Genomic DNA, 15906 nt, shown 5'->3' with positions numbered 1-15906 from the left:
GTCCATGAGCAAAAGTGCCACGACACAGGCGGCTGCATCCCTGGGTGTGCCCGTACGGTGGGTGGGTCCGGGCGCCGTCACGGTCCTGGCCCTGGCCTACGGCATTTTTTGGTACTTCGCGCGTCCGGAAGGTGAACCCGTCCTCCGCCACGTCGGCCAGCTGTTCGGCGGCGAATCCGTGCTGCTGTACTCCATCGCCCTGGTCCTGGTCAGCACACTCCCGCACGTTGAGCCGGTGTTCGGCGGCATAGACCATGCCGCGATCTGGCACCGCAGGGCCGCCGTTACGGCTACTGTCCTGTTGCTGCCGCACATAGAACTTGCGTCCAACCCGGAGGCAACCAGCGTGGGTAAGACACTGGCCGTGGTGGCCATTTCCGGCCTTGCCGCACTGGTGGTGTGGGCGGTGCTGCCGCGTTGGCGGACTATGCTGCCGGCGCCCGTCCGCCGCGTGGTGCTCGCCGCACTGCAGACCAAGGGGGTCCGCCTGGTGGTGCGCCTGCTGGGTGGTTATGAGCGCTGGCGCGGCTTCCACCGCCTCACAGGCTTGTTCGTGGCTGCCGGATTCCTGCATGGACTGCTCGATGCCAGTGCGTTTGAAGCGGCGCCCGTCCTGCGGTGGAGCTATGTGGCCATCGGCGGAACGGGGCTGGCGTTCTACGTCTACCGGGAGCTGCTGGCGCGCCGTTTCCTGCCCCATCACGACTACCAGGTCGCAGGGGTCCGCCCGGTCGCGGCCGATCTGGCGGAGGTGGCGCTCCGTCCCCTGGGCCGCCCCCTGGTGTTCAAACCCGGCCAGTTCGCCATGGTCTACCTCGAAACAGCGGATGGCTGGCAGCGGCACCCCTTTTCCATTTCCGGGCCCGCCCAGGAGGGCGGCATCAGCATCACGGTCAAGGCGCTGGGTGACCACACCACAAGGCTTCCCGACGTGGTCCAGCCTGGGATGCCGGCCGTGGTGGGCGGCCCCTACGGCCGCTTTGACCGGCACAAGGGCACTGCCCACCAGGTCTGGATCGCCGGCGGGGTGGGGATCACGCCCTTCCTGAGCTGGCTGCGGTCGCTGGACGCAGACCCGGGCGGCGGGCTGCAGGAAGATGTCGACTTCTTCGTTACCTCGGCGGGCCCGTCGCCTTTTGCCGAGGAAATCATCGCCATCGCCAGGAACCACCCGCGGCTCAAGGTCCATGTGGTTGACACCGAAAGGGACGGGCGGCTGACCCCGGCCGCGGTCATGGCCGCGGTGGGCACCGAACCGCGCCTCCTGTCAGTTTTCATGGGTGGGCCCGACGCCATGCTCCGGCAGTTCCGCAAAGCCTTCCGGGCAGCGGGTGTCCGCAGGCTCAACATCCACCGGGAGTACTTCCAGTGGCGGTGATCCAGGCGGTCGCAGTTCAGCGGGGCCGGCGGGCGGCGTGCTCCCGTGCCAGGACCGCGTAGGCGTCGTCAGGGGTGCCGGGGGAGAAGCTGCCGAACTTGCGATCCGCGGCCGTGCGGATGAGGTAGTCGGCAATGGCAGGGTTCTTGGGAAGCAGCGAGCCGTGCAGGTAGCTGGCAACGATGTTTCGGTACCGCGCCCCCTCGTGGCCGTCGTTGCTGTTGTTCCCCGTTCCCTTAGCCACCGTCCCGAGCGGCCGCACCCCGCTGCCCAGGGTGGTTTGGCCGCTGTGGTTCTCGTAACCGAGGACTTCGCCGAACTCGGTGGTTGAGACCTTGACGTTGCCGATCAGGCGCTCGTCGGTACCGTGGGTTTCCACGTCCAGGACGCCGATGCCCGGGATGACAGTACCCGTCCGCGTCTTGAAGAAACGGCCAAAAAGCTGGTAGAGGCCGCAGATGACCAGCATGGGTGCGCCGTCCTCGGCCAACTCCTTCAGCTGGCCGGCCCGGGCCTGCAGGTCGTCCTGGATGACCAGCTGGCCGCTGTCCTGGCCGCCGCCGCCCACAATGATGTCCACGCCTTCGGGAAAGGGATCGCCCACGTTGTACTCAAGCAGTTCGGGGGTGTACCCGTGCCATTGGATGCGGCGCTGCAGGACCAGGGCATTGCCCCAGTCGCCATAGATGTTCATGTCCCGCGGGTACAGCTGGACCACGCGCAGCGTGCCCTTGGACTGGGCGCCAGCTTCTGCTGCTTCTGCCGGACTCACGAGACAACCTCCACGGTGGTGATTTTGGACAGCTCGCGGCGGATGGCAAGCATGGCGGTGTAGGTGCAGAAGATCCGTTTGGGTTTGCCCCGGCCTTCCCGGATGAAGGCGGCAAGGGCGGCGGGAATGTCGGTGTCCACGGCGCCAACGGGGACTTCGTCGTACTGCAGCCGCAGCGCCATGTCGTAGGCACGCGATCCGGTCAGCACCTCCACCCCGCCCCCGCGAAGCGAATCGAATTCCACGTCCCACAGCCAGGACATGTCCCGGCCGTCGGCGTAGTTGTCGTTGATGGCGATCATCGTGGCGTAACCGGCAGCGGGGAAGGATTTCAGGCCCAGCCGGAACCCGCTGGGGTTCTTGACCAGAACCAGGTCCAGGGGCTGGCCGTCCACGGTCAGGCTTTCGCCGCGGCCGAAGGCCGGCGCCACCTGGGACAGCGCCTGCAGCAGGGTCTCGTGGTTCGCGGTGGCGGCCCCGCCGCCGCAAATGCTGCGGGCGAGGGTAAGAGCAGCGGCTGCGTTGAAGATGTTGTACACGCCGCGCAGCTTCATCGCCGTGGTGACCGTGACGCCGTCGTACTCGAATTCGGCGCTGTCTGCGCCCACCTTGCGGAGGACGACGTCGGCCTGCGGCTTGGCGGGCAGGCCCGCCGGGGCGGGGCTGCCGGGAGCGGCGCGCATGTCGTCATCGTTCGGGAAGGTGCCCAGCAGGGAGTCGTCCAGGCCGAAGTACCTGACGTCCTGTCCCGTCAGCGTGTCGGCGATCCGGGCAACCCGCGGGTCCTCGCGGTTCAGGACCACTGTTCCCGTGGTCTTGGCGGCGATGTGCTGCAGGAGCTGTGCGGTCTTGTCGATTTCGCCGAAGCGGTCCAGCTGGTCGCGAAGCACGTTCAGCAGGAGGCAGTACCGGGGCGGAACGCTGTTCACGAAATGGACGGCGTGGGCTTCATCGAGTTCCAGGACGGCAACGTCCGCGTCCAGCCTGCCGCGCCAGTCCACCTCGCTCAGGAGGGCCGCTGCCACGCCCCGCGTGAAGTTGCTGCCGGTCCGGTTGGTGAAAACCTTCAGGCCCTGGCTTTCCAGGAGTTCGACCACCATTTTGGTGGTGGTGGTCTTTCCGTTGGTGCCGCTGACCACAGCTACGCCGTGGGGCAGGGTAGTGAGCGTCCGCCGCATGAAGCCGGGATCGATTTTCTCGACCACCAGGCCCGGAAGTGCGGACCCGCCGCCCCGCAGCCGGGATACCCTGCGGACCAGCTTGCCGAGCGGAACAGTGAAGAAGACCATGTTTCGAATATATCCCAGCAGCGGCATGCAACCTTTGCCCGCCCCGGCCCGCCGCACCGGGCGGAGGGCCGGGGCCGTATGCTGGAGGGATGACAAACCCCCCTTCTGCTGATCCTGCGCGCGTGGGCTCAGGCCTGCGGATCGGTGTCCTGGCCCTCCAGGGAGACTTTCGCGAGCACCTGCGTGCCGCAGAGGCCACCGGCGCGCAGGGTGTTGCCGTCCGCCGCCCGGAGGAGCTCGATGGCCTGGACGGACTCATTATTCCCGGCGGCGAATCCACCACGATCGATAAGCTGGCGCGGGCCTTCGACCTTGCCGACCCGCTGCGCAAGTACATCGCCGAGGGCCTGCCCGTCTACGGCTCCTGCGCGGGGATGATCCTGCTCGCGTCGGACATCACCGACCCGGCAACCGACCTGTCCGGCGCCCCCCAGCAGACGTTCGGCGGCCTGGACATCACCGTCCGCCGCAATGCCTTCGGCCGGCAGCGCGAATCCTTCGAAACCGACCTGGACTTCAAGGGGCTGGACTTCAGTGCCACCGAATCGGGCGTGGAACCGGTGCACGCTGTCTTCATCCGCGGGCCCTGGGTGGAACGCGTGGGGCCGGACGTGGAGGTCCTGGCCCAGGTGGAACCGGCAGATCCCGGACGCGCCTCGCACGCCGTACCGCTGCCCGGGGCGGCTAGAATTGTCGCAGTGCGTTCCGGCCAGCTGCTGGCCACCTCCTTCCATCCGGAAGTGACCGGCGAGAAACGCGTACACGAACTTTTTATCCGCATGATCAGAGGAGAAGCGTAAAGCATGTCAGGCCACTCCAAATGGGCAACGACCAAGCACAAAAAGGCGATCATTGACAGCCGCCGCGCAAAGTCGTTCGCCAAGCTGATCAAGAACATCGAAGTTGCCGCCCGGATGGGCGGACCGGACCTCGCCGGCAACCCCGGCCTGGAACTTGCGGTGACCAAGGCCAAGAAGACCTCGGTTCCCAACGACAACATCGACCGCGCCATCAAGCGCGGCGCCGGCCTCACCGGCGAAGTGGTGGACTACACCGAGATCATGTACGAGGCCCGCGGACCCCAGGGCTCGGCCCTGCTGATCGAGTGCCTCACGGACAACAAGAACCGGGCAGCCTCCGAAGTCCGCCTGGCCATCTCCCGCAACGGCGGCACCATCGCCGACCCCGGTTCCGTGAGCTACCTCTTCACCCGCAAGGGCGTAGTGAACCTGCCTAAGAACGGCCTGAGCGAGGACGACGTCCTGATGGCCGTCCTGGATGCGGGCGCGGAGGAAGTCAAGGACAACGGCGAGACCTTCGAGATCCACTCGGAACCGGGCGATCTCCAGGCCATCCGGGAGGCCCTGGCGGAAGCCGGCATTGAGTACGACACGGACGAAGTTGAATTCGTGCCCTCCATGCAGGTGGAACTCGACGTCGACGGCGCCCGCAAGTTCCTGAAGCTGGCGGACGCTCTTGAAGACCTCGACGACGTCCAGAACGTGTACAGCAACGCCGACCTCAGCGACGAAGTCCAGGCCGCACTGGAATCCGAGTGACGTCCGGCCTTGCCAGCTAGACCGCAGCGGGAGCTCCAGCCGGCCCTGCCGCCCGCAGCGGGGCAGAAGTGACGCTCCGCGTCCTGGGCGTTGACCCCGGCCTGACCCGCTGCGGCATCGGCGTGGTGGATGTTGAACGCAACCGCCGGGCCAGCATGGTGGCGGTAGGGGTTGTCGGCACCTCGCCGGACGAGACCCTTGACCGCCGCCTGCTGGTGATCGCCACGGCCATCGACGAGTGGCTGGACCGTTACGAGCCCGAGGTCCTCGCCGTCGAACGCGTCTTCTCGCAGCTCAACGTCAGCACGGTGATGGGCGTCGCCCAGGCGTCCGGCGTGGTGATCGCGGCGGCGGCCCGCCGGGGAATCCCGGTGGCGCTGCATACGCCGTCGGAAGTTAAAGCCGCGGTGACCGGAAGCGGGTCCTCGAACAAGGACGCCGTGACTAAACTCGTCACCAAGATCCTCCGTCTTGACGCTCCGCCGCGTCCCGCCGACGCGGCCGATGCGCTGGCGCTGGCCATCACCCATGCGTGGCGGGCCGGAAGTGGCGCTGCCGTGGCCACCACCGGTCCCGGCAGCTCTTCCCTGACGCCGGCCCAGCGGGCATGGGCGGAAGCAGAGGCGAAAGCGCGCCGTGCACGCTGATTGTCCCTGCCGCTTGCTAGGGTATTCGTAGATATGTTCGGATAGCCGGGCTCCACATTGGGGGCCCGCAGTACAACGGGAGCCCGGCCTTGATCAGTTTCCTCCGCGGAACCGTAGCGCATGTTGGCCTGTCAACGGCCGTGATTGACCTCAACGGTGCCGGGATGAGCGTCAACGCCACCCCACAGACACTGAGCCGGCTGCGCGTGGGGGAAGAGGGCAAGCTGTTTACGTCCCTGATTGTCCGGGAGGATTCGCTCACCCTTTTTGGTTTTGCATCCGACGACGAACGTGAGGTTTTCGACGTCCTGCTAAGCGTCAGCGGGGTCGGTCCCCGTCTTGCCCTCGCAGTCCTGGCGGTCCACGACCCCGAAGCAATCAGGGTTGCGGCCCATACGGAGGACAGCAAGACCTTCACCAAGGTTCCCGGCATCGGGCCCAAGGTCGCGGGCCGGATCGTGCTGGAGCTGGCCGGAAAGCTGGTACCGCACGGAACCGCTGCACCCGCCGGCGCCGCCACCCCTGCCGAGGCCGCATGGAAGCCGCAGGTGGTGGCCGCCATGACCAGCTTGGGCTGGTCCGAGAAGGATGCCTCCGCCAGCATCGACAAAGCCCTGGCTGACGAGCCGGAAGTGTCCTTCCGCGGCAATGTGGCCGAAATCCTCCGCACCACCCTCCGCTGGCTGGGGCAGGACGGCGCCCGCGCCGGCAACCGCGTAGGCAGCCGTGGCTGAACCTTCATTGGTCGCCGCGGGGGAGGAACCGGAGGAGCGGGCCATCGAGGCGGCGCTCCGGCCGAAGAACCTCGACGATTTCGTGGGCCAGCACCGGGTGCGCAAGCAACTTTCGCTCGTGCTCCAGGCCTCCCGGATGCGCGGGCGCACAGCGGACCACGTGCTGTTCTCCGGGCCGCCGGGCCTCGGCAAAACCACCCTCGCCATGATCGTGGCCGCGGAAATGAACGCTCCGCTGCGCCTTAGCAGCGGGCCCGCCATCCAGCACGCGGGCGACCTTGCGGCCATCCTGTCCTCGCTGTCCGAGGGCGAGGTCCTGTTCCTCGACGAGATCCACCGCATGTCCCGGCCCGCCGAGGAAATGCTGTACATGGCCATGGAAGACTTCCGCGTCGACATCGTCGTGGGCAAGGGCGCCGGTGCCACCGCCATTCCACTGGAATTGCCGCCGTTCACGCTGGTGGGCGCCACCACCCGCGCCGGGCTGCTTCCGGGCCCGCTGCGCGACCGATTCGGCTTCACCGGGCACCTCGAGTTCTACTCCGTTCCGGAACTGGAACTGGTCCTGCGCCGGTCAGCCGGGCTGCTGGACCTGAAGGTCAACTCCGCCGGATTCGCTGAAATCGCCGGCCGTTCACGCGGGACCCCCCGTATCGCCAACCGTCTGTTGCGCCGGGTCCGGGACTGGGCGCTGGTGCATGGTGTCGAGCAAATCGATGCCAGGGCTGCGTCCGCCGCCCTGGACATGTACGAAGTGGACAAGAAAGGCCTTGACCGGCTGGACCGTGCTGTCCTCGATGCCCTCATCACCAAATTCGGCGGAGGCCCCGTCGGCCTGTCAACCCTGGCCATCGCCGTTGGCGAGGAAACCGAAACAGTGGAAACCGTGGCGGAACCCTTCCTGGTCCGGGAAGGGCTGCTGGGCCGGACGCCCCGCGGAAGGATTGCCATGGCGCCGGCGTGGACGCACCTCGGATACGCCATTCCATCCGGGGTCTTCGCCCAGGAGCGGTTGGACCTTTTCGAGCCCGGCGGGGACGCCCCCGCGGCGGGGGACTGGGCCCCGGAGAGCCAATAGCAGGCTCCGTTCAGCTTTTCCCTTTAGACTGGTATGACGCCCGGCACGTTCGGGTCTTTGTTTCGCGGGTGGCCCTGACGCCCCCGTCGCTTGGGGAAGGAAATGTCAGGCGTTCTGCCTGTGCCACCAACCGCCCCGGCTGAAGCGAAGCCGACGTCGCTGGAAAACCAGCAGCACCACGCAAAAGAACGGAATTCCCCCTTGGATCCAATGTCAATTCTCCTGTTCGTCATGCTCGGCGTGTTCATCTTCATGATGTTCCGCCGCAACAAGAAGACGCAGCAGCAGCAGGCAGAGCTCCAGTCGAAGTTCGCCCCGGGCGTGGAGGTCATGACCAGCTTTGGCCTTTTCGGCCGGATCGTGGACATCGACGACGCCGACAACAAGGTCACCCTTGAACTTTCCCCCGGCAACCTGGCCACCGTGCACCGCCAGGCGGTCACCAAGGTTGTCGAGCCTGCCGCGGAAGCCACGGTCGAGCCCGCCGCTGCCTCACCCGTGGTGCCGGATGACGCATCCTCACTGACCACGCCGGAAGCCGGAAGCACTGCAACGGGCACCGAGACTCCGGAAGAAACCCTGAAGCGCCTCAACGACGAGGGCAAGAAGGACAGCTAGGCCCGCTGGCCCCTTTCCTCCCTCTACCGCTGCGGACCACCGCCGGCGCAGGTAACAACCCGCGCCGGCGGTTCTTCCGCGAATAAGAGAAAGATCGACAATGGCACGAACTGGCCGCAAGAAACCAGGGCTCCGCGTCCTGGTCTGGCTTGGCGTACTCCTGGCAGCGCTGACAGCCGTCCTGGCCGGCGGCACCGTCGCCGGGCAGGCCAGCTGGGCACCCAAACTGGCCCTGGACCTCGAGGGCGGCACCCAGATGATCCTGGCGCCGAAGGTGGAGGGCGGTTCGGACATCAACGAACAGCAGCTCAACCAGGCCGTGGCGATCATCCGGCAGCGCGTTGACGGCTCCGGCGTCTCCGAAGCGGAAATCAGCACCCAGTCCGGGCGCAACGTGGTGGTCAGCCTTCCCGGCACCCCCTCCGCCGAAACCCGGAACCTCATCCAGGCTTCCGCGGACATGAACTTCCGCCCCGTCCTCCTCAACGGTGACGGCGCCCCCGTGCCGCCGGAGTCGCAGACCCCGGAGGACCAGCTGCCCAAACCCACAGCTGAGCCGGCCAACAGCAGTGACACCAACTGGATCACCCCGGAGATCTACAAGCAGTTCGAGGCGCTGGACTGCAACAGCCCCGCAGCCGAGAAATCCAAGCGGTCAGATCCCACCAAGCCGCTGGTGACCTGCGAGCCTGCCACCGACAAGTCTCCTGCCATCAAGTACATCCTGGGTCCCGTGGAGGTGAAGGGCAGCAACATCGTCACCTCGTCCTTCCAGCTGCAGCAGGGTGCGCAGGGTGCGGTGACCAACGACTGGGCCGTCAACATCCAGTTCGACGCCGACGGCACGGCCAAGTTCAAATCCGTCACCGAACGCCTCAACCAGTTCTACGTGGCCGCCGGCGGCGAGTCCGGCACCGACCCCAAGTCCCAGTTCGCCATTGTGCTGGATGACCAGGTCATCTCCGCCCCGCGGTCGCTGGCTGTCATCACCGACGGACGTCCGCAGATCACCGGCGGCTTCACCGAGAAGACCGCCAAGGCGCTGTCCGACCAGTTGAAGTTCGGTGCCCTCCCCATCAGCTTCGACATCCAGAGCGAGCAGCAGATCTCCGCCACGCTTGGTGGCGAACAGCTGCGCATGGGCCTGCTGGCGGGCCTGATCGGGCTCCTGCTCGTGGTGGTCTACTCCCTGTTCCAGTACCGCGCCCTGGGCTTCGTCACGATCGCCTCGCTGGTGGTGGCCGGTGCCCTGACGTACCTGGCCATCGCGATCCTGGGCTGGACGGAGAACTACCGGCTGTCCCTTGCAGGTGTTGCAGGCATCATCGTGGCCATCGGCCAGACTGCCGACTCCTTCATCGTCTACTTCGAACGCATCCGCGACGAACTGCGCGAAGGGCGCGGCCTGGTGTCCGCCGTGGAAAACGGCTGGAAGCGGGCCAAGCGCACGGTTCTTGCCTCCAAGGCCGTCAACCTCCTGGCCGCTCTGGTCCTGTACTTCGTGGCCGTGGGCAACGTCCGTGGCTTTGCGTTCACGCTGGGCTTGACGGCCATCGCCGACCTCATCGTGGTGTTCATGTTCACCCACCCCACGCTGCAGCTGCTGGCCCGTACCCGGTTCTTCGGTGAAGGCCACAAGTTCTCCGGCCTGGACCCCGAACGTCTGGGCGCCGTGCCGCTGTACCGCGGTGCCGGCCGGGTCCGCACTCCCGAGGACAAGCCCGCGGTGGTCCGTACCAAGAACACCGGCGCAGCGGCCGAGGCCGAACGCCGCATGACCATCGCTGAACGGCGCCTGGCAGAGAAGCAGGAACAGCTGGCCGGCTCGTCCAAGACCTCCGCGAAGGAGAACAAGTAATGTCAGGCTTCGCTACGTTCGGCAACGAGCTCTACACCGGAAAGCGTTCCTACGACTTTGTAGGGGCCAAGAAGATATGGTTCATCATCGCCGCGGTGGGAGTGGCGCTGTCCATCATCATCCCGGCGGCCAAGGGTGGCTTCAACCTCGGCATCGAATTCCGTGGGGGCTCCGAATTCACGGTCTCGAACGTCAAGACCACGGACGCCACCATCGGCGAAAAGGCCGTGACTGACGTGGTTGCCGGCAGTGTTCCGCGCGTTGCGAACGTGGCCGGCAACACCATGCGCATCCAGACGGACAAGCTGACCGACGACGAGACCCTTCGGATCAAGCAGGGCCTCACCGGCGCCTACGGTGTCACCGACAACGAGGTGACCTCCACGTTCGTTGGCCCCACCTGGGGCGCTGACGTGACCAAGCAGGCGCTGATCGGCCTGGTGGTGTTCGTGCTGCTGGCGGCCCTGCTGATGGCCCTCTATTTCCGGACCTGGAAGATGTCCCTGTCGGCGCTTGCCGGCATGGCCGTGACCATGTTCATCACGGCCGGTGTGTATGCGCTCAGTGATTTTGAGGTCACACCGTCGGCCATCATCGGATTCCTGACCGTCCTGAGCTACTCCCTCTACGACACCGTGGTGGTCTTCGACAAAATCCGGGAAAACACCACCGGAATCGACGCCTCCACACGCCGGACGTTCGGTGAGGAAGTCAACCTCGCCGTCAACCAGACCCTGGTGCGTTCCATCAACACCATGATGGTGGCGATCCTCCCCGTGGGCGCCATCCTGTTCATCGGTGCAGGGCTCCTGGGTGCCGGAACGCTGCGCGACCTGTCCCTGGCCCTGTTCGTCGGGATCCTCATCGGCACCGCCGCGACCATCTTCGTCGCAGCTCCGATGTACGCCTGGCTCCGACAGGGTGAACCGGACCTGGTCAAGCAGGCGCGGCGCGTCCAGCAGCGGCGGGCCGGTTCAACCGAACGGGCAGTTCCGGCATCGCCGGCTAAAGCCTGACCTGCCAGCTACAGGCACCCGCGATTCCCTCAAAGGCCGGGCAACGCACACCGTGCGCTGCCCGGCCTTTGGCTGTCCGCGCCCGGTTATAAAAGTGGCTGCCCGGGGGAATAGACTGGAGTAATTAAACGGTGGTGAGGGGTGCTTCATTGGAAGAACGTTCGGCGTCGGTGCCAACGGCAGAGGAAGAAAAAAGTCCTGCCGGTGTACAAGCCGGTGCGGCATCCTCTGCGCGCCCAGGGTCCTTGGTTCCTGTTGACAATTCGGGATCACGGGCAACGTTTCCCGGCCGAAGGGAGCGCACCCGGTCGCGCCTTGCCCGCCTGACCGGTCGTGGAGCAGCCACCTATTCGCCCATCCTAGAGCCGCTGTTGCGCACTGTCCGGGCCAACAATCCCAAAGAGGACTTCGACCTCATCCAGCGCGCCTTCGACGTAGCTGAGCGGAGCCACCGCGGACAGAAGCGCAAGAGCGGGGACCCGTACATTACCCATCCGGTGGCTGTGGCCACCATCCTCGCCGAGCTAGGCCTCAGCGGCACAACCCTGGCGGCGGCCCTGCTGCACGACACCGTCGAGGACACCCCGTACACCCTCGCGGACCTGAAGCGGGACTTCGGGCCGGAAGTGGCCATGCTGGTGGACGGCGTGACCAAACTGGACAAGGTCAGTTTCGGCGAGGCCGCCCAGTCGGAAACGGTCCGCAAGATGGTTGTGGCCATGGCCAAGGACATCCGCGTCCTCATGATCAAGCTGGCCGACCGGCTCCACAACGCCCGTACCTGGCGCTTCGTATCAGCCGAATCGTCCGCCCGCAAAGCCCGTGAAACCCTCGAAATCTTCGCCCCGCTGGCGCACCGGCTGGGCATGAACACCATCAAGTGGGAGCTCGAGGACCTGTCCTTCGCGGCCCTCTACCCCAAGGTGTACGAGGAAATCGTCAGGATGGTGGGGGACCGGACCCCCGAGCGGGAAAAGAGCCTGGGCGTCATCCGGGACCAGATCACCGAGGACCTGCGCGCGGCCAAGATCAAAGCAACTATTACCGGCCGGCCCAAGCACTACTACTCCATCTACCAAAAGATGATTGTCCGCGACAAGGACTTCGACGACATCAACGACCTCATGGGTGTCCGTGTCCTGGTGGACTCCGTCCGGGACTGCTACGCCGCCCTGGGCACCATGCATTCGCGCTGGAACCCCCTGCCCGGCAGGTTCAAGGACTACATCGCGATGCCCAAGTTCAACATGTACCAGTCCCTGCACACCACCGTGATCGGCCCCGGCGGTAAACCGGTGGAGATCCAGATCCGCACGCACGAGATGCACCGCCGGGCCGAGTATGGCGTGGCGGCCCACTGGAAGTACAAGGACCAGCCCAACCGCACCGCGGTGGGCCCCGGAAGCCCCCGCGACGGCGACATGGGATGGCTGCGCTCCCTGGTGGACTGGCAGCAGGAAACCTCGGATCCCGGCGAGTTCCTGGACTCGTTGCGCTTTGAAATCAACGCCCGCGAAGTGTTCGTCTTCACACCCAAGGGCGAAGTCATGGCGCTGCCGGCAGGATCAACGCCCGTGGACTTTGCCTACGCCGTGCACACGGAGGTAGGCCACCGCACCATTGGCGCCCGGGTCAACGGCAAGCTGGTCCCGCTTAACAGCGAGCTGAACCACGGCGACTGGGTGGAAATCTTTACCTCCAAAGCCGAGGGGGCCGGACCCAGCCAGGACTGGCAGCACTTCGTCAAGAGTGCCAGGGCACGCAACAAGATCCGCCAGTGGTTCAGCAAGGAACGCCGCGAAGAGGCCATTGACCGCGGCAAGGAGCTGTTGACCCGTGCCATGCGGAAACAGAACCTGCCACTGCAGCGGCTGATGACGCACGAGGCCCTGGCCGCCGTGGCCGAGGAATTCAAATACACGGACATCTCCGGCCTCTACGCCGGCGTGGGCGACGGGCACACATCTGCCCAGTCGGTCATGGAAAAGCTGATCGAAAGCCTGGGCGGCAACGAGAGTGCCGATGATGACGTCGAAGAGGTCAGCATCCCCACCCAGGTCAGCAAGGCCCGCTTCTCCGACTCCGGTGTTGTGGTCCGCGGCGTGGGCGACGTCTGGGTGAAGCTGGCCCGCTGCTGCACGCCCGTTCCACCGGACCCTATCCTGGGCTTTGTGACCAGGGGATCCGGCGTCTCCGTGCACCGCACCGACTGCACCAACATCTCGGACCTGAAGGACCAGCCGGACCGGATCGTGGACGTGGACTGGGCGCCAACCCAGTCGAGCGTTTTCCTGGTGGAGATCCAAGTGGAGGCCCTGGACCGCAAATCACTGCTGTCTGACGTGACGCGGGTCCTTTCCGACAACCACGTCAATATCCTCGCGGCCAGCGTCCACACCTCCACGGACCGGGTGGCCATCTCAAAGTTCGCGTTCGAGATGGGCGACCCCAAGTACCTCAGCCACGTCCTCAGCGCCGTGCGCAGGATCGACGGGGTCTTCGACGTCTACCGCACCACCGGCAACAAACGCCGGAGCTAACAGGGCGAGCTTTTCCAAAGCAGCCCGCTTGTGCGGCACCCTGGGTGTTGCTTCGATGGCGCGCACCAGCAGCCGCAACCGCACGTCCTGCTGCGGGCGGGCCAGCAAGCCGGCGAGGGCCGGTACGGCACGTTCCGGTTCCACGTGCAGGGCGATGTCAAGGGCGGTCCGCAAGGGGCTGGAAACCATCAGGCCGCCCAGGCTGATCACGTCGAACGGCCCCAGCCTCACCTCGTGGAGCGTGCAGCCGCGGGTATTCCGCAGGCTGGATACCCGCCGCTTGGCATCAACCAGGAGGGCCAGCCTGTCCGGCTCCGCAGCGCAGCCGTAGATCCACGCCGCAGTCATCCGCCCCGCTACGACCCGCTGACGGATGGCCGCCGGCACAGCACCCGCGGCCGCCCTTGCCCGCAGCTGCGGGGACGCCGGCAACCCCGGAAGCGTGTAACCGTGTTGGTGGAACCGTGCCAGCAGTCCGTCGGCGGCCAGGGACTGCAGTTCCGGACCGGCGAAGGGGACCCCGGGTGCGTACAGTTCGGGAAAGCGTGGCGCCGCGGCCGCCTCTGCTGCGCCTGCCGGGCAGCCCGGCCCCGGTGGGGAAGCGGCGGGGTCCCTGCCCGGTCCGGCGTCGGAGGATGCTGGTGGTATGGCCATACCCCCATCCTGCCCGGACCGTGGTTAACGGGCACAGGCCCGGTCCGGGTTATGTGGATAACCGGGACCGGGCCTGTGTCTTTCAGCCCAAGCCAGAGAAGCTCAGCGCGAGAAGCCTAGGACAGCTCGCTGGCGGAACGCTGGATCTGGTCAAGCCAGGCCTGGCGGGCCTCGAGGGCCTCCCGGGCAGCCTTGATCTTGCGCTGGTCACCGCTCTTTTCGGCCTTGGCAAGGTCTTCCTGGAGCCCGGCAATGGCGGATTCCAGCTGCGAGAGTGCACTGTTGGTGCGTGCCTTGCGTTCGGGGTTGGACCGCTGCCACTGCTCTTCTTCGGCGTGGCGGACGGCGTCTTCAACCTTCCGGAGCCCGGCTTCGATCCGGCCCATGTCGGCCCGGGGTACCTTGCCGGCCTCTTCCCAACGGTCACGGACGGACTGGAGCGCCTTCTTGGCGGCTGCCAGGTCCTTCACCGGAAGGATGCCGTTGGCCTCGGCCAGCAACGCCTCCTTCACCGTAAGGTTGGCGGCGTACTCCTGGTCGATTTCGTCGTTGGCTGCCTGGCGCGAGGTGAAGAACACGTCCTGCGCGGCGCGGAACCGTGCCCACAGGGCGTCGTCATCCTTCCGGCTGGCGCGCGGTGATGCCTTCCACTGGTCCATCAGCCGGCGGTATTCGCCGGCGGCATAGCCCCAGTCGGTTGACGTGGATAGGGCTTCGGCCTCGGCGATCAGCTTCTCCTTGGCAGCCTTGGCTGCGGAATTGTTGCTGTCCAGCTGGGAGAAATAGGCCCGGCGGTGGCGGTCGAAGACGGTGCGGGCGGCGCGGAAGCGCTTCCAGAGGGCGTCCTCGTTGCTGCGGCCCAGCCGCACGCCGCTCTTCTGGGCTGCCTTCCAGTTCTCGAACAGCTCGTTCATCCGGGCGCTGGAGGTCTTCCACTGCGTCTGGGCGGGATCCTGGCCGGAAATCTGCTCCGCCTCGGTGACGATGGCCTCACGCGCTGCAAGCTCGGATGCACGCACGGCATCGTGCTCGGCCTTCTCGGCCTTCTCCAGCTCCGTGATTTCGACGGCGAGCTTGTCCAGTCGCGCTTCGGCTGCCCGCAGGTCGCCCACCATGTTCCGTTCGGCGAGCTGTTCACGCAGGTGCGTCACCGTCTTTTGCATGTCCGTGCTGGGAGCCTTGGAGCTGACACGCTGTTCGAGGAGGACGATCTGCGCCACGACGTCGTCGTACTTCCGCGCAAAGTAGATCAGCGCCTCGTCACCGCTCACGCCGGGGTACTGTCCCACGGGGTGCTCGCCGCCGTCGATATTCAGGTAGACGTGGCCGTCCCCTTCCACTCGGCCCCACTTGGAGGCCTCGGCGACAGACGTGCTGGGCGCAGCGGGCACCGGTGCGGCAGCGGGAGCGGCGGCAGCGGGCTTGGGACGCGATGCGAAGGCAGCAGGCGACGGTGCTGACGGCCGGGGGCCGGGTGCGGCAGCAGGCACGGACGGCGCCGCGGTAGTGGCTACCCCGGACTGGCCCTCTGCATCCTGCCCACTGGCCGCGTCAACACTGGCCGCGCCAACACTGGCTGCGTCAGCAGTGTCCTCGTCAACAGGGCTTTCTTCAGCAGTGCCCTCCTCTGAAGCGGTTGCTTCGGGGGCCGCAGGTGCGTGCCCGGCCTGTGCAGCAGTATCGGCAGCGTCCTCGGCCGGAGCCGTTGGTTCGGTTACGCCTGTTGCTGTTTCGTCGGATTTCTGACTGTCTGTCACCGCTAA

Annotated in this window: 14 protein-coding genes; 10 read left to right on the top strand and 4 right to left on the bottom strand. The window is 66.3% G+C overall.

Features of this window, described 5'->3' with window-relative positions; translation table 11 throughout:
* Positions 1–4: 4 nt before the first annotated feature.
* The gene (locus LDO22_RS03980; protein WP_224026172.1) at positions 5–1378 is read left to right on the top strand and encodes a hypothetical protein; all 1374 of its coding nucleotides are present in this window, start codon (positions 5–7) and stop codon (positions 1376–1378) included.
* Positions 1379–1394: 16 nt separating this feature from the next.
* Here LDO22_RS03980 and LDO22_RS03975 read toward each other — a convergent pair whose 3' ends face one another.
* Together LDO22_RS03975 and LDO22_RS03970 are read right to left on the bottom strand one after the other, a co-directional pair.
* A complete protein-coding gene (locus LDO22_RS03975) occupies positions 1395–2150 on the bottom strand; it encodes a glutamine amidotransferase (RefSeq protein ID WP_224026171.1) in 756 nt (251 codons plus the stop codon).
* Complete coding sequence (locus LDO22_RS03970) at positions 2147–3439, bottom strand: Mur ligase family protein (RefSeq protein WP_224026170.1); 1293 nt, start codon at positions 3437–3439, stop codon at positions 2147–2149. The genes LDO22_RS03975 and LDO22_RS03970 overlap by 4 nt, the downstream gene beginning before the upstream one ends.
* Before the next feature lie 89 nt (positions 3440–3528).
* On the opposite strand from LDO22_RS03970, the gene pdxT reads away from it, so the two are divergent.
* The 9 genes from pdxT to LDO22_RS03925 all read left to right on the top strand — a co-directional run bounded on the left by pdxT (position 3529) and on the right by LDO22_RS03925 (position 13489).
* Positions 3529–4239 carry a pyridoxal 5'-phosphate synthase glutaminase subunit PdxT gene (pdxT, locus tag LDO22_RS03965; RefSeq protein ID WP_224026169.1) on the top strand — a complete coding sequence of 237 codons (711 nt, stop codon included), beginning with the start codon at positions 3529–3531 and terminating at the stop codon, positions 4237–4239.
* Between the two features lie 3 nt (positions 4240–4242).
* A complete protein-coding gene (locus LDO22_RS03960) occupies positions 4243–4998 on the top strand; it encodes a YebC/PmpR family DNA-binding transcriptional regulator (protein WP_159631889.1) in 756 nt (251 codons plus the stop codon).
* Between the two features lie 68 nt (positions 4999–5066).
* Positions 5067–5645 (top strand): crossover junction endodeoxyribonuclease RuvC, encoded by a 579-nt coding sequence (gene ruvC, locus LDO22_RS03955; RefSeq protein ID WP_159631890.1) that lies wholly within the window; start codon positions 5067–5069, stop codon positions 5643–5645.
* A gap of 89 nt (positions 5646–5734) precedes the next feature.
* Positions 5735–6379, top strand: coding sequence for a Holliday junction branch migration protein RuvA (gene ruvA / locus LDO22_RS03950; RefSeq protein WP_159631891.1), 645 nt, complete (start codon positions 5735–5737; stop codon positions 6377–6379).
* The gene (gene ruvB / locus LDO22_RS03945; protein ID WP_224026168.1) at positions 6372–7457 is read left to right on the top strand and encodes a Holliday junction branch migration DNA helicase RuvB; all 1086 of its coding nucleotides are present in this window, start codon (positions 6372–6374) and stop codon (positions 7455–7457) included. The genes ruvA and ruvB overlap by 8 nt, the downstream gene beginning before the upstream one ends.
* 210 nt (positions 7458–7667) lie before the next feature.
* On the top strand, positions 7668–8075 hold the full coding sequence (gene yajC, locus LDO22_RS03940) for a preprotein translocase subunit YajC (RefSeq protein WP_159631893.1): 408 nt from the start codon (positions 7668–7670) through the stop codon (positions 8073–8075).
* Between the two features lie 100 nt (positions 8076–8175).
* The gene (secD, locus tag LDO22_RS03935) at positions 8176–9933 is read left to right on the top strand and encodes a protein translocase subunit SecD (protein WP_159631894.1); all 1758 of its coding nucleotides are present in this window, start codon (positions 8176–8178) and stop codon (positions 9931–9933) included.
* Positions 9933–10949 (top strand): protein translocase subunit SecF, encoded by a 1017-nt coding sequence (secF, locus tag LDO22_RS03930; protein ID WP_159631895.1) that lies wholly within the window; start codon positions 9933–9935, stop codon positions 10947–10949. The genes secD and secF overlap by 1 nt, the downstream gene beginning before the upstream one ends.
* Before the next feature lie 149 nt (positions 10950–11098).
* Positions 11099–13489: a bifunctional (p)ppGpp synthetase/guanosine-3',5'-bis(diphosphate) 3'-pyrophosphohydrolase gene (locus tag LDO22_RS03925; RefSeq protein WP_224026167.1), complete on the top strand. Its 2391-nt coding sequence runs from the start codon at positions 11099–11101 to the stop codon at positions 13487–13489.
* On the opposite strand, the gene LDO22_RS03920 is transcribed toward LDO22_RS03925, so the two are convergent.
* Positions 13370–14143, bottom strand: a complete 774-nt coding sequence (locus LDO22_RS03920) for a hypothetical protein (protein WP_224026166.1) — start codon at positions 14141–14143, stop codon at positions 13370–13372. The two genes, LDO22_RS03925 and LDO22_RS03920, sit on opposite strands and share 120 nt — an antisense overlap.
* Before the next feature lie 116 nt (positions 14144–14259).
* A complete protein-coding gene (locus LDO22_RS03915) occupies positions 14260–15900 on the bottom strand; it encodes a DUF349 domain-containing protein (RefSeq protein ID WP_224026165.1) in 1641 nt (546 codons plus the stop codon).
* Positions 15901–15906: the final 6 nt, after the last annotated feature.

It is taken from the genome of Arthrobacter sp. NicSoilC5 (assembly GCF_019977395.1).
Lineage (GTDB): Bacteria > Actinomycetota > Actinomycetes > Actinomycetales > Micrococcaceae > Arthrobacter.
Note: the sequence above shows the minus strand (reverse complement) of the source record. Positions and strands in the feature narration are given on the sequence as shown.